The sequence below is a fragment of the Azospirillum sp. genome, assembly GCF_035628975.1.
GTDB lineage: Bacteria > Pseudomonadota > Alphaproteobacteria > Azospirillales > Azospirillaceae > Azospirillum.
In genome coordinates this window covers 39,190-64,677 of sequence record NZ_DASPIS010000138.1, presented here as the reverse complement: position 1 = coordinate 64,677, position 25,488 = coordinate 39,190, and the positions used below count along the sequence as shown (strand labels likewise).

The window sequence follows — 25,488 nt, the reverse complement described above, 5'->3', positions numbered from 1 at the left end:
TCCAGGGAGAGATACAGACCATGAGCGAAACCGCAGCCCAACTGTTCCAGGCGGGCCGCCTCGACGAGGCGATCACCACGCTGAACGGCGAGATCAAGAAGAACCCGACCGATCTCGACCGCCGCGTCTTCCTGGCCGAGCTGCTGAGCTTCGCCGGCAATCTGGAGCGCACCGACCTGCAGCTCGACACCATCGGCACGCAGGAGCCGCAGGTGGCCGTCACCATGGCGCTGTTCCGCCAGCTGGTGCGGGCCGAACAGGCGCGGCGCCAGCTGTTCGCCGACGGCCGCGTGCCGGAATTCATCGACCAGCCGGCCGACCATCTGCGCCTGCATCTGGAGGCGCTGGTCGCGCTGCGCTCCGGCGACACCGCCGACGCGGTGGCGAAGCTGGCCCAGGCCGAGGAGATGCGCCCGCCGGTGTCCGGCAGCCATGACGGCACGCCCTTCGACGATTTCCGCGATCTGGACGACCTGTCCGGCGGTTTCTTCGAGGTCTACACCAGCACCGGCAAGTATTTCTGGATCGCCACCGAGACGGTGGAGCAGGTCGAGTTCCGGGCGCCCCAGCGTCCGCGCGACCTGCTGTGGCGCCCGGCACACATGGTGGTGCGCGGCGGCCCGGACGGCGAGGTCTATCTGCCCACGCTCTACGGCGGCACGCCGGCCGAGGCGGACGCCGCGGTAAAGCTGGGCCGGGTGACGGACTGGTCGGAAGACGCGCCGGTGCGCGGCCAGGGCCAGCGCTGCTTCCTCGTCGGCGAGGAGAGCGTGCCGATGCTGCAGCTGGGGACGCTGGAGTTCTCGGGGGCGGTGTAAAGTTCCTGATGCCGGTGCCCCCTCCCTAACCCTCCCCCGCTTTGCGGGAGAGGGAACTGCCGCCGCAACTCGCAAGGTTCCTACCCCCTCTCCCGCGAAGCGGGGGAGGGATGGGGAGGGGGCAAGCGAGAAAGCACCTCCGAAAGCCACTCCATGGATCGCAACCAGTCCATCACCCTGTCCGTCCTGGACCGTCTGCTCGACGACACGCCGGAGCACGTGGCGCCGCGGCCGCACACCGTGGCGGACCTGCGGGCGGCGATCCGGCGCGACCTGGAGAACCTGCTGAACACCCGGCGGCGGGTGCTGGGCTGGCCGGACGACCTGACGGAACTGGCGGATTCGATCCTCGGCTATGGCTGCCACGACCTGCTGGTCGAGAATGTCGCCACCGAATCCCGGCGGCGCGAGGTGGTGGCGCAGATCGAGGCGGCGATCCGGCGGTGGGAGCCGCGCTTCGCCCATCTGGCGGTGTCCATGATCGACAACAGCGACCCGGCCGACCGCACGCTGCGCTTCCGGATCGAGGCGTTGATCCATGCCGACCCGGCACCCGAGCCGATGGTCTTCGATTCGGTGGTCGATCCCACCTCCAACATGGTCACCGTGACGAGCAAGGCCCGTGGCTGACGAACTCCTCCCATACTACAACCGCGAGCTGACCTATCTGCGCCGCATGGCGGCGGAGTTCTCGGAGGCGCATCCGAAGATCGCCGGCCGGCTGCGGCTCAGCGCCGATGCGGTGGAGGACCCGCACGTCGCCCGCCTGCTGGAGGGCGTCGCCTTCCTCAACGCCCGCATCAGCCGCAAGCTGGACGACGAGTATCCGGAACTGGTGGACACGCTGCTCGACGTGCTCTACCCGCATTATCTGGCGCCGATCCCGTCGATGGCGGTGGTGCAGATGAAGAGCAGCGCGGACCTCACCGGCTCGCACACCGTGCCGAAGGGGACGGAGCTGGAGACGGAGGCGCTGCGCGGGGAAACCTGCCGCTTCCGCACCGTCTATCCCGCGACGCTGTGGCCGATCGAACTGGACCAGGCGGTGCTCGCCGGGCGGCCGCTGGTGGCGCCGCCCAACCCGCGGGCGGGCGACGCGGTGGCCTCGCTGCGCCTCACCCTGCGCTGCCGCGTGCCGGAGATGACCTTCACGGAACTGGCGCCGGACACCCTGCGCTTCTTCCTGCGCGGCCAGCCGCAGCAGGTCTATGCCCTGCACGAGCTGATCTTCAACAATGCCGTCTCGGTGGCGCTGGCCGACGACCCGCAGGATCCGAACGCGGTGATTCTCGGCCCCGACGCCATCCGCCCGGTGGGATTCCGCGACGAGGAGGGCATGCTGCCCTACCCCGCCCGCTCCCATGGCGGCTACCGGCTGCTGACCGAGTATTTCGCCTTCCCGGAGAAGTTCCTGTTCTTCGACCTGCATGTATCGCCGAAGGTGCTGCGCCGCGCCGGCAACACGCTGGAGATCTTCATCTACCTGAACAACACCGACGGCGACCTGGAGCGCGCGGTGTCGAAGGACAACTTCGCGCTGGGCTGCACCCCGGTGGTCAACCTGTTCCGCCAGCGGGCGGAGCCGGTGGCCCTGACCCAGACCCAGCACGAGCACCGCGTGGTTCCCGATGCCCGCCGCCCCGGCGCGCTGGAGGTCTATTCGGTCGACAGCGTGCTGGCCACCGATCCCGACGGCAAGCAGCGGCGCTTCCTGCCCTTCTACGGCCTGCGCCACGGCGGCGTCGAAGCGGTCAGCCGCACCTACTACACCGCCAGCCGCCGCCCGGCCGGCGGGCGCGATCCCGGCACGGAGGTGCATCTGGCGCTGGTCGATCTCGACTTCGACCCGTCGAGCCCGGCGGAATCCGTGCTGTCGGTGGAGACGACCTGCCTCAACCGCGATCTGCCGGGACAGCTGCCCTATGGCGGCGGTCACCCGCATCTGAAGCTGACGGAGGGGATGGCGGCGGTCGCCGGTCTGTCCTGCCTGACGCCGCCGACGCCGACCCTGCGCATCGCCGAACGCAAGGGCCATCGCTGGCGCCTCGTCTCACACCTGCTGCTGAACCACCTGTCGATCTCCGGCGGGGCGGAGGGGACGGAGGCGTTGCGCGAGATCCTGCGGCTCTACGATTTCCGCGATTCGGCCGAGACCCGCGGCATCGCCGACGGCATCGTCAAGGTGACGACCAAACGCGGCACCGCGCGGGCGCCGTCCCGGCCGGGCGATGTCGCCTGGGGCGACGCCATGTGCCGCGGCATCGACGTCGGCATCGAATTCGACCCGCAACGCTTCAGCGGCAGCGGCATGTTCCTGCTGGCGATGATCCTCGACCATTTCCTGGGGCTGTACTGCTCGATCAATTCCTTCACGCGGCTGACCGCTACGGTCAAGGGCCGCACCGGAGTGCTCCGCACATGGCCCGCCCGCGCCGGCAACCGCCCGCTTCTGTAATCGACCGGCTGTTCCGCGCCCCCCACCGCTTCGATTTCTTCCAGGCGGTGCGGGTGTTGGAATGGCAGGCCCGGCGCGATGCGCGCGATCCGCGCAACACGCGCCGCCATGCCGTGGGCCACGACCATGACCCGCGCGAGGAGGTGGTGCGCCTGCGCGCCGAGACCTCGCTGACCTTCCCCGGCAACCAGGTGGCCGGGGCGGAGCCGGGGGTGGATGGCCGGCCGCCGACGGTGGTGGGCGCCTTCCTCGGGCTGGTCGGTCCGCTGGGCGTTCTGCCGCAGCATTATACCGAACTGATGATCCGGTCTTTGCGCGAGCGGAACCGGGCGCTGCGCGACTTCTTCGACGTCTTCCACCACCGCAGCTTCTCGCTGTTCTACCGCGCCTGGGCCAAATACCGGCTGCCGGTGTCCTTCGAGCGCGGCCAGGGCCAGCGCAAACCGGACCCCGTCAGCACCACGCTGTCCAGCTTCGTCGGCATCGGCCAGCCCTCGCTCGCCAAGCGGCTGGTGGTGGAGGACGAGACGCTTCTGCACTATTCCGGCCTGATGTCGCGGGGCACGCGCTCGGCCAACGATCTGCAGGAGATGCTGTCCGATTTCCTCGGCCGGCCGGTGACGGTGGAGAGCTTCGTCGGCGGCTGGCTGCCGATCGCGCCGGACGGGCAGACGCGCCTGCCCAGCCTGTCGGACCCCGAGGGCCAGCATTGCCGGCTGGGGATCGACGCGCTGGCCGGCGACCGCGCCTGGGATGTCCAAGGCAAGTTCCGCCTGCGCATCGGCCCCCTGAACCACGACCAGTTCCGCGACTTCATGCCGGAAGGCCGCGAGTTCCGGAAGCTGCAGGATCTGGTCCGCATGTATGTCGGGCCGGAGCTGGATTTCGAGCTTCAGGTGAGCCTGCAGGCGGCCGAGGTGCCCGCCGCCCGGCTGGCCGCCGGCGACGACGATCCCAAGGCCTCGCGTCTGGGCTGGAACGGCTGGGTGCTGCACGCGCCGAGCCCGGTCGAGCGCAAGGACGCGGTTTTTCCGATGCAGGATTTGTGAGGCGTGCGGACGCGGGGCCCCCTCCCTCCCCCGCTTCGCGGGAGAGGGACTACTTGCCCCCTCTTCCGCGAAGCGGGGGAGGGAGGGGGAGGGGGCACCGCGCACTCAGCACCCCGTAGAACGACGAGGACCCAATGAGCGACTGGAGCGCCGGCTATGTGTCGGACATCGAATATCTGCCGGGCTTCTACCGCGAACAGGGGCCCGCGCATCTGACGCTGAGCTGCCTGATCAACGGCATCGCCCCGCCCTCGACGGCGAACGGCTTCGACTATTGCGAGCTCGGCTGCGGCCACGGCACGACGGTGGCGCTGTTCGCGGCGGCCAACCCGCAGGGGCGGTTCCATGCGGTGGACTTCCACCCCGCCCACATCGCCCGCGCCCGCGATGCCGCCGAGGCGGCCGGCCTGACCAACATCAGCTTCCATGAGGCGAGCTTCGCCGAGATGGCCGATGGCGAGGGGCCGGACCTGCCGGAGTTCGACTTCGTCACGCTGCACGGCGTCTACAGCTGGGTCAGCCCGATGAACCGCGGCGCCATCGCGCGCTTCCTGGCGAAGAAGCTGAAGCCGGGCGGGCTGGTCTATGTCAGCTACAACGCGATGCCGGGCTGGGCGCCGATGATGCCGCTGCAGCGCCTGCTGTACGAATATTCCGGACTGGTTCACCAGCGCAGCGACGTGCAGGTGAAGGCCGGCCTGGACTTCGCCGAGCAGCTCTACAAGGCCGGGGCCAAGATCCTCGGCGACGAGGCGATGTTCGGCAAGCTGCGCGGCGAGACCAAGGCCAAGAACAGCACCGAACAGTCTGTCTATCTGGCGCATGAGTATCTGAACGGCAGCTGGCAGCCGCTCTACCATGTCGATGTCGCGCGCGAACTGGGCGAGGCGAAGCTGACCTATGCCGGTTCCGCCACCCTGTTCGAGAACTACCCGGACCTGTCACTGACGCCCGACCAGCGCACGGCGCTGGACAGCATCGGCGTGCCCAGCCTGCGCGAGACCTTCAAGGACTACTGCGTCGGCCGCCCCTTCCGCCGCGACGTGTTCGTCCGCGGCGCCCGGCGGATCAGCGTGGCCAAGCGCGACGCGATGCTGATGGACATGGCGATGGCGATGATCATCCCGCGCGCCGATGCCCGCACCACCATCCAGGTGCCGCTGGGCGAGGCGACGCTGGAGGCCAAGCATTACGAGCCGATCTTCGACGCGCTGGCCGAGGGCCCCCGCCGCATCGGCGACCTGATGGAGTTGCCGGAAATCCGGCGGGCCGGCGGCAATCTTTCGGCGGTGGAGATCGCCGGCATGCTGACCGGCTCCAGCCAAGCCATTCCTGTTCCGAACCCGCCGGAAACGGTGACGCCGCTACCCGGCGTGCTGGCCCACAACCGCGCCGCCGCCAACGAACTCGCCACCAGCGAGGGCCGCAAGAGCACCGCGCTGGCCGCATCGATCGGCGGCGCCGGCCTGCATGTCAGCACGATGGAGGCGCTGCTCTATGACGGCCTCAGCGAAGGCGTGCCGGAGACGCTGGACGCGCTGGTCGCCCACGCCATGCGCCGTCTGGACGCACCGGAGAACGCCGACGATGCCAGCCGCAAGGCCATCGCCGACAGCATGGGCTGGTGCATGGCCAACAGCCTGTCGGTCTGGCGCAAGCTGGGCATGATCTGATGATGAGGAGGATCGACGGGTGTCAGCCCGGCGGCATCGCTCCGGCATGGGCGCCCTGCATCGGGCGCCGTTCCGCCTGATGCTGCCAGCCGATCGCCTCCTCTTCCCAGCCCTCGCCGTCCACGTCGTCAGGAACGGCGGGAGCCGCGTCCGCGCGCATGGCGGCGAGCGCGGCCAGCGCATCGCGGTCGCCGGCAGCCGCCGCGGCCTGCATCCACAGGGCGGCTTCGGCGGCGTCGCGCCCAGTGCCGACACCCTCGTGCAGGCACAGGGCAAGGCGGTATTGGGCGGCGGGATGGCCCTGCCCGGCGGCGGCGCGCAGCCAATGGACGGCCTCCGCCTCGTCCCGGTCCACGCCGCGGCCGTCGAGCAGAAGCAGGGCGAGATTGACCTGGGCGGCGGCCGACTGCTGCAGGGCGGCCAGCCGGTACCACAGCGCCGCCTTTGCCGGGTTGCACGGCACGCCGGCACCATGTTCATGCATGTAGCCAAGGTTGTTCTGCGCCCCGACATCGCCCTTCGCAGCGGCGCGGCGGTACCAGGACACCGCCCGGCCCGGATCGGGCGGCACGCCGATGCCGTTGGCGAGCAGGAAGGCCAGCATGGTCTGGGCCGCGACATGGCCCTGGCGAGCCGCACGCCGATACCAGGGAATCGCGGCGGCGACATCGCCCGACCGCAGCGTTTCGGCGAGCTGGTACTGCGCCTCGCTGTTGCCCAGTTCGGCTTTCATCCGGGTCCAGAGCGTGGGCATGGCAAGCTTGGACATGGCGCTGGCACCTTCGGCAATTGTCCCCCGAGCTCTCGCCCCACCAACAGCGCGCGAACGGGATTTATTCCATTCGCCGCACAGTTGCGGAACAGCCCCTGCGCCCGAGTTTGTCCCCCCGGCGCGCGGCGTTCAACCTCCCCAGCCGGCGGTCGAGGAATTGTCAAGCAGGCGCCTTTGGTTAAGGATGACCATCCATTCGCGCCCTGCTATACCCGTTCGTATAAGGGGAAAGGTGTGGTGATGCTGAGGATTGCCGGCTGGATGCGGATCCGGAAGACGATTTGGTCCGCTGCCGTCCTGGCCGCAGTGCCGGCGCTTGCCGCCTGCTCCTCCGCTCCGCCGCCTCCCCCGCCGCCGACCACGATCCAATTGACGGTCGTGGGGGCAAAGGCGCTGAATCCCGATCCCAACGGCCGGCCGTCTCCGGTGATGCTGCGGCTCTACCAGCTCGGCCCCAGCGACGCTTTCGCCAACGCCGATTTCTTCCAAGTCATCGACCAGGACAAGGCGACTCTCGGCCCCACCCTGCTCGACCGGCAGGAACTGGCAGTGCCGCCCGACAGCCGGCAGACCGTGACCGTCCAGCCCAAGCCGGACGTGAAGACGCTGGCCGTCGCCGCCGCCTTCCGCGCCTACGAGGAGGCGGGCTGGCGCGCCATGCAGCCGATCCAGCCGAACAAGGCCAACAGCTTCGTCCTGACCGCCACCGCCAGCACCATCACGCTCGTCCCCGGCGACGGCGCAAACGCCGGCACCGACGCCCCGGCTGACGCCAAGGCGGAGGATGCCAAGCCGGAAGCCGAAAAGCCGGAGGCCGAAAAGCCGGCCGGCGATAAGCCCAGCGCCGAGAAGCCAAACGCCGAAAAGCCGGACGCCACGCCGAAGCCCGCCGCCGACCAGCCGCCCGCGGCAACGCACAACCTGATCCTGAAGGGGGCGTCATGAGCGTCCGGCCGCCGCCCGACAAGAACCCGTTCGAGGAGCCGGACGACATCGACGCCACGGTGATGCAGCCGATGGCGTTCCAGCGCCCGGTCGCGCCCACTGCCGCCCCTGCCTCTCCGCCGCCCTTCTCCGGCGGGTCGGCCGGGCTGGTGCCGCCGGCCTTCGGCCAGAGCGCGCAGCCCTTCTCCGCCCCCTCCGCCTTCTCGCCCGCCGCCTTCACCACGCCGAAGCCGGCTGCCCCGCAAGCCCCGGCACCCGCGCCCGCGATGTCGGCGCCGCTTTCCCCCGGTTTCCGGCCGCTCGACGATGCGGCGCTGACGGCTCTGACGGCGGTCAGCGACAACCCGCTGGTCACCGCCGCGGCTCCTATCCTGGCGATGGTGGTGCGGGTGCGCGACTTGGCGCAGCACCGCGACGTGGATTCCTTACGCGAGCGCGTCATCGCCGAGATGCAGCGGTTCGAGGCGGCGACCGTCCGCGCCGGCCTGTCCGCCACCCAGATCCGCAATGCCGGCTACGCGCTGTGCGCGACGGTGGACGACGTGGTGCTGGCGACCTCCTGGGGCAACCAGAGCCTGTGGGCGCACAAAAGCCTCGTCTCCACCATCCAGAAGGAGACCTGGGGCGGCGAGCGCTTCTTCGACCTGCTCGACCAGATGGCCGAAGTGCCGGACCGCCACCTGATGGAGTTGGAACTGTTCTACCTCTGCCTGTCGCTGGGCTTCGAGGGCAAGTTCCGTGTCTCCCAGCGCGGCTACAGCGAGTTGGCGAAGCTGCGCGACCGGCTCTACCGCGTCATCCGCAAACAGCGTGGCGAGGCGGAGCGCGACCTGTCTCCCCACTGGCGCGGTCAGGCCGACGGCTTCCGCCCGCTGGCGGCGACGGTGCCGCTGTGGCTGCCGGCCGTGCTGATCGCGGCGCTGTTGGCCGCGCTCTATGCCTGGTTCGTCTTCGCGCTGGCCGACCAGTCCGACGCCGCCTATCGCCGTCTGGCCACGGTGATCCCGGACCAACCGGTGCAGATCGCCCGCATCGCGCCGCCGGTCACCCTCCCCACCCCACCGCCCCGCCAGACCGTGGCCGACCGCGTCGCCCTGGCGCTTGCCGCCGACATCAAGGCCGGTCTGGTGGAGGTCAGCGGCGGCACCGACAGCCGCGTGCTGGTCCGCACCCGCCTGAACGTCTTCGCGTCGGGCAGCGACCGCATCGAGCCGCGCTATGTCGAGGTGTTCAGGCATGTCGCCGAGGCGCTGCGCAAGGAGCCGGGCCGCATCTCCGTGATCGGCAACACCGACAACGTCGCCATCCGTTCGCTGCGCTATCCCTCCAACCAGGAATTGTCGGAGGCGCGCGCCTTCCGGGTGCAACAGCTGATGACGGAAATCCTGGGCGCCGATGCCGGAAAAGAGAATGGAAGCCGCTTGAGCGCCGAAGGGCGCGGCGACACCGACCCGATCGCCCCCAACACGACGGCGGAGGGCCGGCAGGCCAACCGGCGCGTCGACATCCTTCTGGCGCCCTGACCGATGCTGAAGTCGATCCTGTCCGCCCTGACCTCCCGCTGGTTCCTGACGCTGGTCGCGGCGCTGTGCCTGGGCGCCATCGTCTGGTTCCTGGGACCGCTCGTCGCCGTGTCGGGCGCCTTCCCGCTGGAGGACGCCACCGTCCGACTGGCCGTGGTCTTCGGCATCCTGCTGGCCTGGGCGCTGGCGATGCAATGGTCGCTCTACCGCCACCGCAGCGCCAACGACCGCATGGTGCAGGCGCTCGCCAAGGCAACGCCGGCCGCAAAGGGCGATCCGGATTCGGACGCCGTCGGCCAGGAGACCGACCTGCTGCGCGGCCGCTTGCGCGAGGCGCTGGACCAACTGCGCAAGGCGCGCTTCGGCGGCACCTGGGGGCAGCGCTATCTCTACCAGCTGCCCTGGTATCTGCTGATCGGCGCGCCGGGGGCCGGCAAGACAACGGCGCTGGCGAACTCGGGCCTGCGCTTCCCGCTCGCCGCGGAGATGGGGCGGTCGGCGCTGCGTGATGTCGGCGGCACCCGCAATTGCGACTGGTGGTTCACCGACGAGGCGGTGCTGATCGACACCGCCGGCCGCTACATCACCCAGGACAGCCAGCCGACCATCGACGGCAAGGTCTGGAAGAACTTCATCGCCCTGCTGAAGCGCCACCGCCCGCGCCAGCCGGTCAACGGCATCCTGCTGGCCGTCAGCCTCGCCGACCTCGCGGTCTGGAGCGAGCCGGAGCGCAAGGGCCACGCCGAACAGCTGAAGCTGCGGCTGAAGGAGCTGCGCGGACAGATCGGGTCGCGGGTCCCGGTCTATGTGCTGCTGACCAAGGCCGACCTGATCGCCGGTTTCGCCGAGTTTTTCGACGATCTCAGCCGCGAGGAGCGCGAGCAGGTCTGGGGCGTCACCTTCCCGCTGGACGACGGCAAGACCGGCGACGACGCACCGGTCTACCGGTTCGGTGCGGAGTTCGACGCGATGACCGGGCGCATCGCCCGCCGCGTGCTCGACCGCGTCCATGGCGAGTCCGATATCCAGCGCCGCTCGCTCGACACCCTGTTCCCGGCGCAGATCGCGGCGCTCAAGCCGGCCATCGCCGACCTGCTGATGGTCATCTTCGAGCCCAACCGCTACGAGGAGCGCGCGCTGCTGCGCGGCGTCTACCTGACCAGCGGCACCCAGGACGGCGCGCCGGTCGACCGTTTGTCGGAAATGGTGGCGGGCTCCTTCGGGCTCGACCGTCCGGTCCTGCCGGCGGCCAGCGGCGGGCGCAGCTTCTTCCTGACTCGCACCCTGCGCGAGGTGGTCTTCGCCGAGGCCGGGCTGGTCGGCACCAATTCCGGGCTGGAGCGGCGGCGGCGCCTGCTGCGCGGCGGGGCGATGATCGCCATGCTGCTGGCCGGGCTGGGGGTCGCCGCCTTCTGGGCCAACAGCTTCACCGGCAATGCCGCGCTGGTCGCCGGGGTCGATGCCGCCGCCGCCAAGGCACAGGCCGAGCTGGCGCCGCTCGCCACCGCGCCGCGGTCGCTGGCCAAGGTCGACGACACCGATTTCATCACCATCGTGCCGCCGCTGAACACGCTGCGCGCCATCCCCACCGGCTGGACCGATCCGGCGCCGCTGGAGATGACCGGCGGCCTCTATCAGGGCGGCCGGCTCGGCCGGCAGAGCGAGACCGTCTACGACCGCGCGCTGCGGACAATCCTGCTGCCGCGCGTCTTCCTGCGGGTGGAGGAGCAGCTGCGCCGCGAGCGCGGCCGGCCCGAATACCTGTTCCAGGCGCTGAAGGTCTATCTGATGCTGGCCGGCAAGGGGCCGCTGGACAAGGGGCTGGTGTCGGAATGGATGGCGCTGGACTGGATGGCATCGCTGCCCGGCCCGGCCTATGACGGCGTGCGGCGCGACCTGCGCATCCATCTCGACGCCATGCTGGCCGCCCCTCTCTCATCCATGGAGCCGGACGAGGCGTTGGTGGAGGAAGCGCGGCAGAGCCTGACGCGCTATCCGCTGGCCGAACGCGGTTTCGCCATCCTGCGCGACCGGCCGGAGATCCAGGCGCTGGCCGACTGGCGGCTGGTCGATCATGCCGGACCGCTGGCCGGCCGCGTGCTGATCCGCCCGTCGGGCAAGCCGTTGTCGGACGGGGTGCCCGGCCTCTACAGCTATGACGGCTTCCACAAGGCGGTGCTGCCGGCGCTGCCCAAGGTCGCCAAGGCGCTGGTGGACGAGAACTGGGTGCTGGGCCAGCCGAGCAGCGGCCCGCAGGCGGTCGCCAGCGCGCAGCGGCTGGAACAGGGCATCCTCGCCGTCTATCTCGACCGCTACGCCCGCCAGTGGGACGAGCTGCTGGGCGACGTGGTGGTCGTGCCGCTGCGCAGCCTGAACCAGGCCGCCGACGTGCTGAACACGCTGTCCGGTCCGCAATCGCCGCTGAAGCTGTGGCTGACCGCCATGGTGCGCGAGACGACGCTGGCGCCGGGACCGAATGACAAGCCCGCGGATGGCAAGGGTCCGGTTGCCGGCGGCCCGCTGGCCGGGGTGGCGCAGCAGGCGCAGGCCGCCGAAAAGGCGGTGGACTCCACCGGCACCAACGCCGCCTATCTGGCGCGGCTGGCCGGTGTCTCGCTGCAGCCGGCAGGTCCGCCGCCGGGTCAGCCGATCAACGACCACTTCAAGGCTGTGCGCGACCTTGTGCAGGGCGAAGGCGGGGCTCCGCCCAAGCTGGACGACTCGCTGAAGCTGCTGGGCGAGCTGTACCAGCAGATCGCCCGCGCGGCGAACGCGCCCGACCAGAACGGCGCGCTGCTGGCCGGGCTTGCCGGCGGCGGCGACAAGGGAGCGGTGGCGGCGCAGTTGCGCAATCTCGCCCGTGACCTGCCCGACCCCATCGGCGGCATGGTCGCCACCGTGGCGCAGAGTGCCGCGACCGTCAGCGCCGGGGGCGCGCGGACGCAGATCAACAAGGCGTGGCAATCCACCGTCCTGCCCTTCTGCCGGGCGGCGCTGGACAACCGCTTCCCCATGGTGCCGAACAGCCAAGTGGATGTGACGGCGGCCGATTTCGCCAAGCTGTTCGCGCCGGGCGGCATGATCGACCAGTTCTTCAACACCAACCTGCGCCCCTTCGTCGACATGACGGTCAGCCCCTGGGCCTGGCAGAAGGTGGATCAGGTCGATCTCGGCATTCCGCCCGCGGTGCTGGACCAGTTCGAACGGGCGGCGCGCATCCGCGACAGCCTGTTCCCCGCCGGTGCCGCCACCGCCAAGGTGGTGTTCGAGATCACGCCGGTGGAGCTGGACGCCAAGGCGACCCAGGTGGCGCTGGACGTCGACGGCCAGACGCTGATCTACCAGCACGGCCCGCCCCGCCCGCAGGTGATGAAGTGGCCGGGGGCGGAGGGCACCAGCAGCGTGCGCCTTGGCTTCGGCCCGCCGCTGCCGGGTGAGCCGGCCGGCATCTCGCGCCAGGGTCCCTGGGCCCTGTTCCATTTCCTCGCCGACGGCAAGCTGGAGTCCACGCCGCAGCCCGACCGCTTCACCTTCGCGGTGACGGTGGGCACCCGCAAGGCGGTGTTCGCCCTGCGGGCCGACAGCGTGAACAACCCCTTCGGCAAGAACCTGCTGGAGAGTTTCCGATGCCCGACGGCTCTGTAGGCGGCGCGCTTCCCGGTCCCATCGGCCCCTACCGGGTCGAAGGGGTGCTGGGCCAGGGCGCCATGAGCGTGGTCTACCGCGCGACCGATGGGCGGACCGGGCAGCCGGTGGCGCTGAAGCTGCTGCGCGGCGAACTTCTGGCCGCGGCGGAGCGCAACGCCGTGCTCGCCCGCTTCGGGCGCGAGGCGGAGATCGGGCTGAAACTGGACCACCGCAACATCGTGCGGGTGCACGACTACGGCACCCTCGACGCCTCCCACGGCGGCGCGCCCTACCTCGCCATGGAGCTGATCCAGGGCAAGGAACTGAAGCACTACCTGGAGGCCGACACCCCGCTGTCGACCCTGCAGGGCGGCGCGCTGATGGCGGCGGTGCTGGACGCGCTGGCTTTCGCGCATGCCCGCAACATCATCCACCGCGACATCAAGCCGGCCAACATCGTGGTGGAAGCCGACCTGACGCCGAAGCTGGCGGATTTCGGCATCGCGCAAATCTCTTCCTCCGACCTGACCCAGGCCGGCGACCTGCTGGGCACGCCCGCCTACATGGCGCCGGAGGTTCTGCGTGGCGAGAAGGCCGACGCACGCAGCGACCTGTTCTCCGCCGGGGTGGTGCTCTATTACCTGCTGGCGCAGCGGCGGCCCTTCTCCGGCTCCGTCGCCACGGTGATGCAGCAGATCCTGTTCGTCGAGCCGCCGCCGCCCTCCCACGGCAATCCGGAGCTGCCGCCGCCCTTCGACACCGTGATCCTCAAGGCGCTGGCGAAGGCGCCGGCCGACCGCTATGCCAGCGCCGCGGAGTTCGCCGAGTCGCTGCGCCACGCGCTGACCGTCGCCGGCACCATGCGGGCGGCGATTCCGGCCGCCGAACTGACCCTGTTCAATGCCGACATCCCGGCGGCCACCGCCCCGGCGCGCGACCGGGACGCCATCGCCGCGGCGCTGGAAACCGCCCTGCGCGCCATCCCCGGCCAGCCGATTGACGCCCGCAAGCTGACCGAACTGCTCGACCTGCTGGCTGGGTGGCAGGCGGGGGCCGGCGGCGACGCCCAGCGCTGGCAGTCGGTGTTGCTCGGCGCCGGGATCGAGCCGCTGACCGAACTGATCGTCTCGGCCGCCCCCGCCCCACGCGCCGCCCCGGCAAGCCAGCGGCGGGATTGGATGCCGCTGGTCCGGCTGTTCGCCGCAATGAACCGTGCGCTCGCCGGAACGCCGGCCGCCGACCGCGCCCGGATGTCGGCGGCGCGCATCGCCTTCGATCTGTCCGGCCGCTTCTTCCTCTATTCCGGCGAATTGAACCGGGTGCTGATGGACGGCGACAACCCGGACATCCAGATGCTGTCGCTCGACTTCCTGCGGCTGGAAATCCTGCAGCACGCCCTGGAGGAGTTGGGGGCGGAGGCCGAACTGGCACAGAGCCGCAGCGCCATGCTGATGTTCGCCGTGCAGGTCATCCGCAAGGTGACGCAGATCCTGCGCGCCTGCACCGACGGCAACGACGGGCTGGCGCGCTTCGGCGTCGCCATCATCCTCGCCAACATCGAGGAGCTGATCGTCATGGCCCAGCGCCTGTTCGAGACGGGTGGTCAGGCCACCGGCGGCCTGCCCCAGGATGCGGTGGCGGAGTTCATCGCCGCCGCCGGCCGCTTCGCCACCCTGTCGGTGGAGGAACTGCGCGGCGAGGTCGCGACCGGCGCCGGCACGGCCGAGAGCTTCAGCGCCCGCCTGCGCGGCGTCGGCCAGCTCTACCTGTTCGCCACCCGCCTGACCGCTCCGGACTGCGCACCGCTGATGCACAGCCTGTCGACCATGCTCTACGGCCTCGTCGCTGGGCTGACCGCCGACCTCGGCAATGCGCCGGTCGGCGACACCGGCGCCCGCACCCGGCTGGTGGCGCTGGCCGAAATGGCGAGCGGGCTGGGCTGGAGCGAGGTCGAGCGGATCGCCGTGACGGCGCTGCGCCGCTGGGCGGTCGCCGGAGCGGCGGCCTGACACGCTCCCCGCGATGCGGGAAACACCGACAACGGTCAAAGGGAGATCGGCGCATGGATGAGCGGATTGACGGTGCCGTGGCGAACCGCCTGGACATGCTCCTGCGCAACGACCTGTCCGAACTGGGACGCTTGGCCGAAGCGGTGGACGAGTTCATCGAACGCAACCAGCTGCCGCCAGACCTCGCCTTCAAGTTCAATCTCTGCTTCGACGAGCTGATCACCAACACCGTCTCCTACGGCTACGACGATGCCGGCCCGCACGAAATCCGGGTGCGGATGGAGGCGGACACCGCGGAACTGCGGGCGGAGGTGGAGGACGATGCCGCCGCCTTCGATCCCTTCGCCGACGCCCCGCCGCCCGACCTCACCAGCGACGTCGATGACCGCCGCGTCGGCGGCCTTGGCGTGTTCCTGGTCAAGAAGACAATGGACCGCGCCAGCTACCGGCGCGAGGGCGACCGCAATCTGGTCCAGCTCGTCAAAAGCTTCGGCTGACCACTTCGGCTGCCCGCAACCTTCGGCGGCGGATAACGCTCCGGCAATCCCCTGAAAAGTTAGGGGATATGGCCTTCGGACTATCGGGAGCACAGCGGCTCCGCTCCGCCACGCCGGAAAAGTCCCCAACAGTCGCAAGGTCAAATCGATTACCCCGCGAACTTTATGCACCTCTTGCCGGTCGTCTGCCGCTTGTCTTCCATGACAATCCGGCAAAGCAGGGCGTTCCGCTTTGCAACAAACCGACACATGACAAGCTTGGCTTTTTACAGCATTATTATCGCCGACCATCGGTACAGAGCGGGCTACCACTGTCCGACGGGGACCGGGACATGGAAGGCGAACGCTAACGTGTGGAGTCGACGCATCATGACCGGGACGCAGTGCCAAGAGGCACGCCTGCGCCTTGGCTGGTCGACACGGATGCTGGCGAACAAGGCCGGTGTGCCGTGGTACGCTGTCATGAATCTCGATTACGGAACGGGCGAGGTCGACCCGGCCATCGTCGATGCCCTCGCCCGCGCCTTCAAGCAGGCGGGCCTGGAACTGCGCTGAGCATTCCGCAAGCGTCCGTGCCTTTCACTTCTTCTTCCCGGCCTTGCCCTTCTCCGCCGGACGGTCGATGTGCTTCGCCGACTCGGTGTCGATGGTGATCGGCTTGCCGGTGTCCGATACGGCCTTTGCCGCTTCGAGCGGGTCGGCGATGTCGCGGTCCGGCTCGTTGGACAGGGCGTGGCCCTCGTTCGCTGTCTCGTCTGCCATGGGACGGCTCCTTCCAAAGGGTCTCCGCACCACAACAGCCCGGCGCCCCCTTTCGTCCCCGAATCGGCCCCCTACTCCCCGATCCCCTTCTGCGCCAGGACCAGGAAAACCTTCTCCTCCAGCTGGTCGGGCGTGAAGGGCTTGGCGATATAGCCGCTGACCTGATGGGCCAGCGCCTTCTTCACCGCCTCCAGCGTGGCGAGTGCGGTGACCATCAGGAACGGCAGGTCGCTACGCGTCTCGCGCACATGCTTCAGCAGGTCCAACCCGCTCAGCCGCGGCATCATCCAATCGCAGACGATCAGGTCGTAGGCGGCCCCGTCCGCCTGGAAGCGCTGCAGCGCGTCATGACCGTCGACCGCGGTGTCGACCTGCCCGATGCCCAGTTCACGAAGGACCGAGGTGACGAAGGCACGCGGCCCGTCTTCGTCATCCACCACCAGCACCCGCTGGGCGGCGAGGTCGATGAAGGGCACGCCGACCATCGCCAGCGACTGGCGCAGCCAGCCGGCCCGCGCCGCCCGTTCCTTCGGGCCCGGCGCATTCAGCAGCACATGGCGGACGAAGCGCGGCCGGTGGCAGTGGCGGTAGAGGACGCGGGCAACCGCCAGCCGGCTCTTGCCGTTGCAGAAGGCCCCCTCCCCCGCCAGACGGACGATGTCCAGCACGGCGTCGGCCGGCGGGTCGTCCTTCGCCTGGATCAGCGGCGCCAGCACGCGCTGGGTGCGCAGGAAGGCGTTCTGGATGTCGTCCATCTGGCCGGCCAGATACTCGCGCTCCTCCTCCGGGAAGGCGCTGGACTGCACCATGCGCTGGACCTCCGCCAGCCCCTTCAGCTTCTCGTTGCGGTCCTTCCAGCAATCCAGCAGTCGGCCGGCGAAGTCGCGGCTGTCGAAGAAGCTCTTCAGGTAATCGGTGACCGCCTTGGCCGCGGTGGGCGACAGCGGCATCTTCTGCAGAACGAACAGGATGCGCAGCTTCTGCATGAAGTTGCGGCCGCGCGTGATCTCCGGGACCGTGTCCTCGTTGACCAGCAGGGCGGTGCGCCGCTGCAGCGCCGCTTCAGTCCGGGCGCCGCCGGCGTAATTGCCCTCGCGGTCGCGCAGGCGGGCGGACAGGTCGCTCAGCGCCAGGATTTCGCGCTGCACAGCCTCAATGCCGAACATGTCGCCGGCGCTGGCGATGGTGAAGCAGGCGGGCTTGGCCATCTCGCGGCGGAAGGCGGCGGTCAGCGCCTCGCGCAGGACCGGCATCGGCACCCGCCGCATCAGCGCGTCCAGCCGGCGGAAGACCGGCGGCGCGTCGTCCGGCATCGGCCGGTCGGCGGCGATCAGCGTCACGATCAGGTCGATCAACGTGACGAAGGGCGCGTCTCGCGCGCAGGACGCGGTGCCGGCATCGCTCAGAACGATTTCGCCCAACAGCCGTTCCAGCGGGACCAGTGCGTCGGGATGCTCGGTGGTCGCAGCGAGTTCCAGCAGGGATTCAGCCTTTTCAGCAAAGTTGCGGCCGGTGGCGATGTGCTGCGTGATGGCGGCGTCGAGCAGGAAGCGGCCGAGGAAGCCGCCGTTGGACAGAAGCTCCGCCGCCGTGCCGGGATAGGCGTCGGGAAGGAAATCGGGTGGCGGATTTTCCTTCAGCCTTTCCCGCGTCAACCGGGCGATCTCGTTGACCAGCGGAGTCAATGCGCCCTTCTGACCGCCGGGCCTCTCCATCGCCCGTTCCGCCTGGGTCAGGATGGCGACGAAGGTGGCGGTGTTGGACAACGAGATTTGGTGGCGCGGATGGTGCAGCAGTTCCGTCGCCGTCAGCGCATTCTCGTCGAGGAAGCGGCGGCAGAAGCGGCCGACGCTGTCCCGGCCGGCCGCCGCGTAGAAATCCGCAGGCTCCCGGCAGACGTCGGGAGCGGACCCGTCGGCATCGTCCGGCGCGGAGGGAGTGGCCGGGTCGGCGCGGTCGTCGTGGCGGGAGGGCTCCATCACGGTCCTCACAAGGCCAGAAGGTCGCGCAGGGCGTGGAGCAGCCGCTCCGGCGCCACCGGCTTCATCACGATCTGCCGCCCTTCCTGGGCCGTCAGCCCTGCCGCCGTCTCGCGCGAGGCATAGCCGGTCAGGAACAGGATGGGCAGAAGCTGGTTGCGCGTCTCCAGGGCGCGGGCAAGCTCAAGCCCATTCATCCGCGGCATCGACACGTCGCTGACCACCGCGTCGAACAGGCCGCCGGCCTGGTCATAGCGCTCCAGCGCCTCCTGCCCGTCCGACGCCTCGACCACCGTGCAGCCGGCCTCCTCCAGCACGAGGCGGAGGTAGCGGCGCACCGAGTCCTCGTCGTCCACCAGCAGGATGACCGCCCCCTCCCCCTCCGCGACATGCAGCGGGTCGAGCCCGGCGGGGGCGGCCGGTGGATCGACTGCCGGCAGGAACAGGGCGAAGGTGGCGCCGCGGCCCTCCTCCCCTTCCAGTTCCACGGCGCCGCCGGCCTGCTGGGCCGTGCCGTAGACCATCCACAGGCCGAGCCCGGTGCCCTTGCCCGGCTCCTTCGTGGTGAAGAAGGGCTCCCAGATGCGGTCGCGAATCGCCGACGGAACGCCGGCGCCCTGGTCGGTCACGCGGATCGCGACATGGCGGCCGGGCTTCAGCCCGCGGTGGCGGGCGAAGAAGGCGTCATCGGGCGTCTCCACCGTCAGGGCGATGGTCAGGGTGCCGCCGTCCGGCATGGCGTCCCGCCCGTTCAGTGCCAGATTCAGCAGCGCCTGGTTCAGCGTGACCGGGTTGACCAGCGCATAGGCCTCCGGAGGGGCGCTCTCGTCGCCGGCCTGGATCGCCACGTCGATGCCGGCGCTCAGCAGCGGCTTCAGGAAGACCCGCATGTCGCGCACCAGTGGAGCGATCGCCACCACCTCCCGCTCGTCCGTCACCCGGCGGTGGGAGAAATCCAGCAATTGCCCCGTCAGCGCCGCCGCCCGTTCGGACGCCTTGGCGATTTCCTGCACGCAGGTCAGGACGCGGTCCGGATCGGCGGGATTGCGTTCCGCCAGCCGGGCGAAGCCGCCGATGGCGGTCAGCATGTTGTTGAACTCGTGGGCGATGCCGCCGGCCATTCGGCCGACCGCCTCCATCTTCTGGGCGCGCTGCAGCTCGCCCTCCACCCGGCGGCGGTCGGTGATGTCGTTCAGCACCAGCAGGACCGCCGGGCCGCCGCCATGGATCGCGGGGCTGGCCCCGACCTCAAGCCGGCGGCGTTCGCCGTCCGGGCGCAGGGCGTCGCATTCCAGCCGCTGCTGCTCCCCCTCCGCCGCGGCGGCGAAAGTCGCCTCCAGCGCGTCGCCATCCTCCAGGAAGCTTGCCAGGGACAGGCCTTCCAGCGCATCGGCGGTGAGGCCCAGGATCGCGGCGGCGGCGCCGTTGGCGAAACGGATGGCGCTGCGGCTCCAGATGACGATGCCGTAGGGCGCCAGTTCCACCAGTTGGCGGTAGCGCAGTTCGCTTTCCCTGAGCGCGGTCACGCTCTGCTTCAGCCGGGCGGTCTGGCCGGCCAGCTCCTCCTCCCGCGTCTTCAGCTCGGTGATGTCCATCAGGATCTTCACCACGCCGCCGGTGCCGGTCGCATGCTCGCTGATGCGGTACCAGCGCCCGTCGGACAGCCGGCCGTCCACCGGGGCGGAGTGCTGGAGGTGGCGGGTCAGCCGCTGTTCCACCCAGGCGCCGATGTCGCCCTCGCCCTCATAGCCGCCGCGTTCCGCCGCCGCCCGCAGGATCTCGGCAAAGCTGCGGCCGGGGGTCAGCAGGTCGGCGATGGTGGGATAGGCGCGGCGGTACTGCTCGTTGCAGATCAGCAGCCGCCCGTCGGCGCTGAACAGCACGAAGCCCTCCGACACGCTGTCGATGGCGTCATGCACCACCGCCTGCATGAAGCGCGCTTCGACCAGCGCCAGCGTTTCGGCGGTGGCATCGATGCCGCAGCCGCGATAGCCGCGGAAGCGCCCGTCGGCGTCGCGCACCGGCACGGCGCTGAGCCGCAGCACGAGGTCGCGGCCGTCCACCCCTTCGAAGCTCACCTCCAGGTCGCGGAAGGGCCGGCCCGCCTCGATGTCGGCGCGGTACTCGGCCCAGGTCGCCTCGTCATCGACCAGAGCCCCCAGGTCAAGCAGCGATTCGCCGAACACGCTGCCGGGATCGCAGCGCAACAGCGTCCCCAGCCGGTCGGACAGGGTGAGATAGCGGTGGTCGGGCCCCGTCTCCCAGAACCAGCCGGGAGAGGCCGCGGTGAAATCACGGGCGCGGGCCTGCATCGCCGCCAATTCACCGCGCGCCAGCCGCAGAGCCGCTTCCGACCGCGCCAGCGCCGCAGCGTTGCCGCCGGCCCGCCCGGCGCTCCACAGCGCCAGCCCGCCGGCAAGGGCCAGGGCGCCGGCCACCGGCCATGCGGCCTGCCCGGTCGCGACGAGACCCGCCAGGGTGCCGAAGCCGGCCAGTCCGGCGAGAAGTCCGGGAAATGAAGCGGAAAGTCGGGCGCGACCGGCGACCGGTTCGACGGCACCCGCAGTGCGGAGCGGGTGGTCGGTGTCTGCAACGTCCACGGTGCCTCCGCCGGTCCGAAGGGTGATTGTCCGACGCTGTCGCGTCTAACCCTATCGTCTTAGAAGGTCAGGCGTTAACAGCTGGTTTCGAGGCTAAGCTTTCCTTCAGAAACCGGCATATCGAATCATTTCAGCCCATCTGCGGACTACGGCACCGCATCAGAAGACCTGACGAGGTTTCGTTCACCGGACCCTGCTTTTCAGATGGATGTTCTTACGGTCAGTCATGACCCTATCCGAAATCTCCCGGCTTGGATGGAGATCCGGATGGTGCCGACGCGCGTATAAACCGGTTGCCACCGCAGGAAGGGGACCCGGCATGCCCAAGGCAGACGTCGTCACATGGAAGGATCTCCCGTCCCAGACGGACGGAGGAGCGGAACGGCGCAAGTTCCTTGGCGCAGGCGCATCGCTGAACCATGTGGTCTTCAAGGCGGGAACCGCCGCCCCGCGCCACAGCCACGCCCATGAACAATTCGTCATGGTCGTAGAGGGGCGCGCCTTGCTGACCTGCGAGGCCGGGCCGGTGGACCTGCGTCCGGGCATGGTCATCCGATTCGACCCGGACGCTTGGCACAGCGCGGATTTCGTCGAGGACACGGTGCTGATCGAGGTGAACCTGCCCCCCGCCGGCTGATGCCGCTGGACAGCAGGGCGTACCAGCCCCCGCCGTCTCAGACGTCGATGTCGATGTCGACCTCGTCTTCCGGCTCACGGCCGAGCAGCAGGTCGGCGGCGTCCAGGGTCAGCGCCTCCACCTCTTCGTGGCGGTCCTCGTCCGGCAAGCGCAGCGCATGCATCACCTGGGTCGCCAGATGGATCAGCATGGCGCGGACGCAATCATCCTCCGGATATTCCAGGGCCACCATCTCCTTCAGGAAGGCGCCGAGTTGCTCCGGCGTGTTCCAGGGATGGGTGATGACGGTCTCGAATCCGCTGGTGCCGAGGAAGACGGCGTTCAGCGCGGTCGCCTGCCGGTTGATGCCGTCCACCGCCTCGTCCTGGTCGAGCTTGCCCTGCAGGACCTGATTGAAGGCGTCGAGGCTGAGGTCGATGAACTGGCGGACCAGCAGCCGCACCACCGTCTCGTCCGCCAGATCGTTCCGGGCCTGCGGCTGGGTCAGAATCGGCAGCGGTTGCAGCAGCGCCGCGATGATCGGCTTTGCGGATTGGGATTCCATCGCGGGCACTCCTGTCGGATTCGGCCCCGGCGCTCGCGGGGCAAAAGGTCTATGGCCCCCGATACTGCCAGAGCCTGATGCAAAACGCAAAAAAGGCCGCCTCCTTGCGGAAGCGGCCCTTTTCTCAGCCGGCCGGGCTCGATGCCCGACCCTGCGGGATCAGCCCACCAGCTCGATGCCGGCGAAGAAGAAGGCGATCTCCTGGGCGGCCGTCTCCGGGGCGTCCGAACCGTGGACCGAGTTGGCCTCGATCGATTCGGCGAACTCCTTGCGGATGGTGCCCTCGGCGGCGTTGGCCGGGTTGGTGGCGCCCATGATCTCGCGGTTGCGGGCGATGGCGTTCTCGCCTTCCAGGACCTGCAGGACCACCGGGCCGGAGATCATGAAGGACACCAGGTCGTTGAAGAACGGACGCTCGCGATGCACGCCGTAGAACTGCTCGGCCTGGGCCTTCGACAGCTGGACGCGCTTCTGGGCGACGATGCGCAGGCCACCGTCCTCGAACTTGGCGTTGATCTTGCCGGTCAGGTTGCGGCGGGTGGCATCGGGCTTGATGATCGAGAGGGTCCGTTCGACGGCCATGGTGGTGACTCCTGCAGGTTGGGCTTTTCGCCGATTAAAAAGCATGCAGGCGCCACCGGTTGAACCGGGGCGCCGATGGGCCGCTTTATAGAGGCGCTTTCGCGGCGCGGCAAGGCGTTCGTTGGAGAATGCGGTAGAACCGCCAACGGACCTGCGCCATCGGACTTGCGCCAACAGACTTGCGCCATCGGACTTGCATGGAACGCTTCCAAGTCTATGGTGGGACCGCCTCCGGTGCCCCGTGCAACGACCTCAACGGCCGAGACGCCCGACCATGACCGAGACCGCCGCCCGCTCCGCAACGCCTGCTGCAGCCTCCCCCGACGATGTCCCGCCGGTCTTCACCCACCAGGAGATCCTGCGCGTGTTCAGCGGGGTCGCGCTGGCGATGCTGATGGCGGCGATGGACCAGACCATCGTCGCCACGGCGTTGCCGACGATGGCGAGCCAGTTCGGCGGGCTGGAGATGCTGCCCTGGGTGGTCACCGCCTATCTGCTGACCTCCACCACCACGACGCCGATCTACGGCAAGCTGTCGGACCTCTACGGCCGCAAGCGCGTGCTGCAGACGGCGATCCTGCTGTTCCTGGCGGGATCCGTCCTGTGCGCGGCGGCGCAGAGCATGACCCAGCTGATCCTGTTCCGCGGCCTGCAGGGGTTGGGCGGCGGCGGGCTGATGTCGCTGGCCTTCACCATCATCGGCGACGTGGTCGCCCCGCGCGAGCGCGGACGCTACCAGGGCATGATCGGCGGCGTCTTCGCGCTGGCCAGCGTCGCCGGGCCGCTCTTGGGCGGCATCTTCACCGAGACGATCGGCTGGCACTGGATTTTCCTGATCAACCTGCCGCTGGGGGTGGCGGCCTTCGCCATGACCCGCAGCACCCTGTCGCGCCTGCCCGCTGGCCGGGCCAAGCCGCGCATCGACGTGGCCGGCGCGGCGCTGCTGACCGGGGCGGTCACCTGCCTGCTTGTCTACGCCACCCGCGGCGAGTCGATGGGCTGGGGCAGCCCGGCGGCGCTCGGCCTGCTGGCGGCGGGTCTCGCCATGCTGGCCGTCTTCCTGTGGCACGAGCGCCGTATCGAGGAGCCGATCCTGCCGCTGCACCTGTTCCGCCGCCCGGTGGTCGCGGTGGCGACGCCGGTGGTCGCGGTTTCGGCGATGGTGCTGTTCGCCGGCATCGTCTATCTGCCGCTGCACCTGCAGCTGGTGCAGGGCGCCAGCGCCACCGTGTCCGGCCTGCTGCTTCTGCCGCTGGTGCTGGGCATGACCTTCGGGTCGGTCGGCGGGGGCCGGCTGATCGCGAGGACCGGGCGCTACAAGGCCTTTCCGCTGGTCGGCTTGGCGTTGTCGGGAGTGATGTACGCGCTGCTCGGCACCCTGCCGGAACTGGCCGCCAGCGGTCTGTGGTCGACGCTGATCCTGGTGCCGCTCGGCATGGGGCTGGGGCTGGTGATGCCGGTGATGACGGTCGCCGTGCAGAATGCGGTGGAGCAGCGCGACCTGGGGGCGGCCACCGCCTCGGTCGGTTTCTTCCGCTCGCTCGGCGGTTCGGTCGGCGTGGCGGTGTTCGGCGCCGTGTTCAACGCCGTCGTGTCCGAACGGTTGGAAGGGGCCGGCCTGTCCGGCCGCGCGGTGCTGGACCATGGCGCCGCAGCGCTGGCCGACCTGCCCCCGGCCGTCCGCAGCGGGGTGGTGGCGACGCTGGAGCACGGATTCGCCACCCTTTTCCTGCTGGCGGCGGCCCTGGCGGTCGTTTCCTTCGCCATGACCCTGTTCCTGAAGGAACTGCCGCTGCGCTCCTCCCGCACGGACCAGTCCGCCGCCGCCCCGGCTGCCGAAGGCTGAAGCGTCAGGACTCGTTGTTGGGGAAATGCCGGGGCTGGCCCAGCTTGTCCTCGATGTAGAGCAGGTTGACCAGCACCAGCACGACCACGGCGATCGGCGTCGCCAGGAACATGCCGATGAGGCCGAACAGCACGCCGCCGGCGGCGATGGCGCCTATGGTGATCACCGGCGGCAGATCGACCACCCGCTTCTGCAGCAGCGGGGTGACGAGGTTCCCCTCCACCTGCTGGATGACCAGATAGAGCCCGGCGACCCACAACGCGTCCTGCGGCGATTGGGCAAACGCGATCAGCAGCGCCGGGATCGCCGCAAGGAAGGGGCCGACCAGCGGAATGAACTCCAGCAGCCCGGCCACCATGCCCAGGGCCAGCGCCGACGGAATCCCCAGCAGCCAGAGCCCGACCGCGGTCAGCGTACCTACCGCGGCCATCGCCACCATCTGTCCGATCAGCCATTTCCACAGGCTGTCGCCGGCCACGTTCATCACCTCCCAGGCCCGCTCCTGCCCCTGCGGCGGCACCAGCAGCACCACGCCGCGCCGGTAGACGCCGGGCGAGGCCGCCAGATAGAGCGCGGCGAACATCACCACCACAGCGTCGCCGATCACATAGACGAGGCTGGAGGCGAAGCTGCTCAGCTGGTTCATCCAGGGCCAGTCCTTGCTCTCGTCCATGATGCGCTGGCGCCACTCGTCGGGCAGCATGGCCATGGCCTTGGTCACCTGCTCCTGCAGCTGGCCGAGCTGCGCCGCCATCGAGGTACCCATCAGCCAGCCGCCGCCGCCGACCACCAGCACCAGCGCCACCAGCACGATGGCCAGCGCCCAGCCATGGCCCAGCCCCGTCGCCTGCCGCACATAGCCGGTCAGCCGCTGCAGCAGGATGGCGAACAGCACGCCGGTGAAGATCAGCAGCAGCGTGCCCGACACCTTCCACAGGAACAGCGTCAGCGCGGCCACCCCGGCGACGATCAGCACCTTCCAGGTGAAGACGGCCAGTTCGCCGCGCTTGGCCCGCGCCGGCGGCTCGTCCTGCGTCGTCCCGCTGCCGGACCGGCCGGGCGGGACGGCGCCCGGGGAAGCGGTCTGGTGGGCGGTTGGGCGGCTGGGTATCGCCATCTCTCGGAACTCCCGCACTTGCGCGGCCGCCGGACGGACGGCCCTGGGGGAGA

20 protein-coding genes are annotated in these 25,488 nt (G+C 69.7%); 13 read left to right on the top strand and 7 right to left on the bottom strand.

Annotated features, from left to right (window positions below; translation table 11 throughout):
* Positions 1-20 precede the first annotated feature (20 nt).
* From VD964_RS28450 to VD964_RS28430, 5 genes are all read left to right on the top strand, one after another.
* The gene (locus tag VD964_RS28450; RefSeq protein ID WP_324871794.1) at positions 21-818 is read left to right on the top strand and encodes a type VI secretion system accessory protein TagJ; all 798 of its coding nucleotides are present in this window, start codon (positions 21-23) and stop codon (positions 816-818) included.
* Positions 819-971: 153 nt separating this feature from the next.
* Positions 972-1,448 (top strand): type VI secretion system baseplate subunit TssE, encoded by a 477-nt coding sequence (gene tssE, locus VD964_RS28445; protein ID WP_324871793.1) that lies wholly within the window; start codon positions 972-974, stop codon positions 1,446-1,448.
* A complete protein-coding gene (tssF, locus tag VD964_RS28440; RefSeq protein WP_149223329.1) occupies positions 1,441-3,273 on the top strand; it encodes a type VI secretion system baseplate subunit TssF in 1,833 nt (610 codons plus the stop codon). The genes tssE and tssF overlap by 8 nt, the downstream gene beginning before the upstream one ends.
* Positions 3,237-4,322 carry a type VI secretion system baseplate subunit TssG gene (tssG, locus tag VD964_RS28435; RefSeq protein WP_324871792.1) on the top strand — a complete coding sequence of 362 codons (1,086 nt, stop codon included), beginning with the start codon at positions 3,237-3,239 and terminating at the stop codon, positions 4,320-4,322. The genes tssF and tssG overlap by 37 nt, the downstream gene beginning before the upstream one ends.
* Positions 4,323-4,456: 134 nt before the next feature.
* Positions 4,457-5,995: a class I SAM-dependent methyltransferase gene (locus VD964_RS28430; protein ID WP_324871790.1), complete on the top strand. Its 1,539-nt coding sequence runs from the start codon at positions 4,457-4,459 to the stop codon at positions 5,993-5,995.
* Positions 5,996-6,017: 22 nt separating this feature from the next.
* Here VD964_RS28430 and VD964_RS28425 read toward each other — a convergent pair whose 3' ends face one another.
* Positions 6,018-6,764 (bottom strand): tetratricopeptide repeat protein, encoded by a 747-nt coding sequence (locus tag VD964_RS28425; protein WP_324871789.1) that lies wholly within the window; start codon positions 6,762-6,764, stop codon positions 6,018-6,020.
* Positions 6,765-7,007: 243 nt separating this feature from the next.
* On the opposite strand from VD964_RS28425, the gene tssJ reads away from it, so the two are divergent.
* The 6 genes from tssJ to VD964_RS28395 all read left to right on the top strand — a co-directional run bounded on the left by tssJ (position 7,008) and on the right by VD964_RS28395 (position 15,923).
* Entirely contained in the window at positions 7,008-7,712 is a 705-nt protein-coding gene (gene tssJ, locus VD964_RS28420; protein ID WP_324871788.1) for a type VI secretion system lipoprotein TssJ, read from the top strand.
* Positions 7,709-9,235: a type IVB secretion system protein IcmH/DotU gene (gene icmH, locus VD964_RS28415; RefSeq protein WP_324871787.1), complete on the top strand. Its 1,527-nt coding sequence runs from the start codon at positions 7,709-7,711 to the stop codon at positions 9,233-9,235. Before tssJ ends, icmH begins: the two co-directional genes overlap by 4 nt.
* Positions 9,236-9,238: 3 nt before the next feature.
* A complete protein-coding gene (gene tssM / locus VD964_RS28410) occupies positions 9,239-12,880 on the top strand; it encodes a type VI secretion system membrane subunit TssM (RefSeq protein ID WP_324871785.1) in 3,642 nt (1,213 codons plus the stop codon).
* Complete coding sequence (locus VD964_RS28405) at positions 12,862-14,871, top strand: serine/threonine-protein kinase (protein WP_324871784.1); 2,010 nt, start codon at positions 12,862-12,864, stop codon at positions 14,869-14,871. The genes tssM and VD964_RS28405 overlap by 19 nt, the downstream gene beginning before the upstream one ends.
* Positions 14,872-14,924: 53 nt before the next feature.
* Positions 14,925-15,368, top strand: coding sequence for an ATP-binding protein (locus tag VD964_RS28400; protein WP_324871783.1), 444 nt, complete (start codon positions 14,925-14,927; stop codon positions 15,366-15,368).
* 369 nt (positions 15,369-15,737) lie between these two features.
* Complete coding sequence (locus tag VD964_RS28395) at positions 15,738-15,923, top strand: hypothetical protein (protein WP_143273396.1); 186 nt, start codon at positions 15,738-15,740, stop codon at positions 15,921-15,923.
* Positions 15,924-15,947: 24 nt separating this feature from the next.
* Here the strand turns inward: VD964_RS28395 and VD964_RS28390 are convergent, their stop codons facing one another.
* The 3 genes from VD964_RS28390 to VD964_RS28380 all read right to left on the bottom strand — a co-directional run bounded on the left by VD964_RS28390 (position 15,948) and on the right by VD964_RS28380 (position 20,709).
* On the bottom strand, positions 15,948-16,130 hold the full coding sequence (locus tag VD964_RS28390) for a hypothetical protein (protein WP_324871782.1): 183 nt from the start codon (positions 16,128-16,130) through the stop codon (positions 15,948-15,950).
* Positions 16,131-16,201: 71 nt separating this feature from the next.
* Positions 16,202-18,109: a response regulator gene (locus VD964_RS28385; RefSeq protein ID WP_324871781.1), complete on the bottom strand. Its 1,908-nt coding sequence runs from the start codon at positions 18,107-18,109 to the stop codon at positions 16,202-16,204.
* Between the two features lie 8 nt (positions 18,110-18,117).
* A complete protein-coding gene (locus tag VD964_RS28380) occupies positions 18,118-20,709 on the bottom strand; it encodes a response regulator (protein WP_324871780.1) in 2,592 nt (863 codons plus the stop codon).
* Positions 20,710-21,028: 319 nt separating this feature from the next.
* On the opposite strand from VD964_RS28380, the gene VD964_RS28375 reads away from it, so the two are divergent.
* On the top strand, positions 21,029-21,346 hold the full coding sequence (locus VD964_RS28375) for a cupin domain-containing protein (RefSeq protein ID WP_324871779.1): 318 nt from the start codon (positions 21,029-21,031) through the stop codon (positions 21,344-21,346).
* Positions 21,347-21,383: 37 nt separating this feature from the next.
* On the opposite strand, the gene VD964_RS28370 is transcribed toward VD964_RS28375, so the two are convergent.
* Both VD964_RS28370 and ndk read right to left on the bottom strand, forming a co-directional pair.
* Positions 21,384-21,890, bottom strand: a complete 507-nt coding sequence (locus VD964_RS28370; RefSeq protein WP_324871778.1) for a hypothetical protein — start codon at positions 21,888-21,890, stop codon at positions 21,384-21,386.
* Positions 21,891-22,049: 159 nt separating this feature from the next.
* The gene (gene ndk, locus VD964_RS28365; protein WP_014197473.1) at positions 22,050-22,472 is read right to left on the bottom strand and encodes a nucleoside-diphosphate kinase; all 423 of its coding nucleotides are present in this window, start codon (positions 22,470-22,472) and stop codon (positions 22,050-22,052) included.
* A gap of 274 nt (positions 22,473-22,746) precedes the next feature.
* On the opposite strand from ndk, the gene VD964_RS28360 reads away from it, so the two are divergent.
* A complete protein-coding gene (locus VD964_RS28360) occupies positions 22,747-24,318 on the top strand; it encodes an MDR family MFS transporter (protein ID WP_324871777.1) in 1,572 nt (523 codons plus the stop codon).
* A 4-nt stretch (positions 24,319-24,322) separates the two neighbouring features.
* On the opposite strand, the gene VD964_RS28355 is transcribed toward VD964_RS28360, so the two are convergent.
* Positions 24,323-25,435, bottom strand: coding sequence for an AI-2E family transporter (locus VD964_RS28355; protein WP_324871776.1), 1,113 nt, complete (start codon positions 25,433-25,435; stop codon positions 24,323-24,325).
* Positions 25,436-25,488: the final 53 nt, after the last annotated feature.

Bases quoted from the DNA above. Each gene is read 5' to 3' on its own strand.
- tssG (WP_324871792.1), top strand. From the start codon at position 3,237: ATGGCCCGCCCGCGCCGGCAACCGCCCGCTTCTGTAATCGACCGGCTG.
- VD964_RS28450 (WP_324871794.1), top strand. From the start codon at position 21: ATGAGCGAAACCGCAGCCCAACTGTTCCAGGCGGGCCGCCTCGACGAG.
- VD964_RS28430 (WP_324871790.1), top strand. From the start codon at position 4,457: ATGAGCGACTGGAGCGCCGGCTATGTGTCGGACATCGAATATCTGCCG.
- VD964_RS28425 (WP_324871789.1), bottom strand. From the start codon at position 6,764: ATGTCCAAGCTTGCCATGCCCACGCTCTGGACCCGGATGAAAGCCGAA.
- tssM (WP_324871785.1), top strand. From the start codon at position 9,239: ATGCTGAAGTCGATCCTGTCCGCCCTGACCTCCCGCTGGTTCCTGACG.
- tssE (WP_324871793.1), top strand. From the start codon at position 972: ATGGATCGCAACCAGTCCATCACCCTGTCCGTCCTGGACCGTCTGCTC.
- icmH (WP_324871787.1), top strand. From the start codon at position 7,709: ATGAGCGTCCGGCCGCCGCCCGACAAGAACCCGTTCGAGGAGCCGGAC.
- VD964_RS28355 (WP_324871776.1), bottom strand. From the start codon at position 25,435: ATGGCGATACCCAGCCGCCCAACCGCCCACCAGACCGCTTCCCCGGGC.
- VD964_RS28400 (WP_324871783.1), top strand. From the start codon at position 14,925: ATGGATGAGCGGATTGACGGTGCCGTGGCGAACCGCCTGGACATGCTC.
- VD964_RS28385 (WP_324871781.1), bottom strand. From the start codon at position 18,109: ATGGAGCCCTCCCGCCACGACGACCGCGCCGACCCGGCCACTCCCTCC.
- tssJ (WP_324871788.1), top strand. From the start codon at position 7,008: ATGCTGAGGATTGCCGGCTGGATGCGGATCCGGAAGACGATTTGGTCC.
- VD964_RS28405 (WP_324871784.1), top strand. From the start codon at position 12,862: ATGCCCGACGGCTCTGTAGGCGGCGCGCTTCCCGGTCCCATCGGCCCC.
- VD964_RS28390 (WP_324871782.1), bottom strand. From the start codon at position 16,130: ATGGCAGACGAGACAGCGAACGAGGGCCACGCCCTGTCCAACGAGCCG.
- VD964_RS28370 (WP_324871778.1), bottom strand. From the start codon at position 21,890: ATGGAATCCCAATCCGCAAAGCCGATCATCGCGGCGCTGCTGCAACCG.
- VD964_RS28360 (WP_324871777.1), top strand. From the start codon at position 22,747: ATGACCGAGACCGCCGCCCGCTCCGCAACGCCTGCTGCAGCCTCCCCC.
- VD964_RS28395 (WP_143273396.1), top strand. From the start codon at position 15,738: ATGACCGGGACGCAGTGCCAAGAGGCACGCCTGCGCCTTGGCTGGTCG.
- VD964_RS28375 (WP_324871779.1), top strand. From the start codon at position 21,029: ATGCCCAAGGCAGACGTCGTCACATGGAAGGATCTCCCGTCCCAGACG.
- ndk (WP_014197473.1), bottom strand. From the start codon at position 22,472: ATGGCCGTCGAACGGACCCTCTCGATCATCAAGCCCGATGCCACCCGC.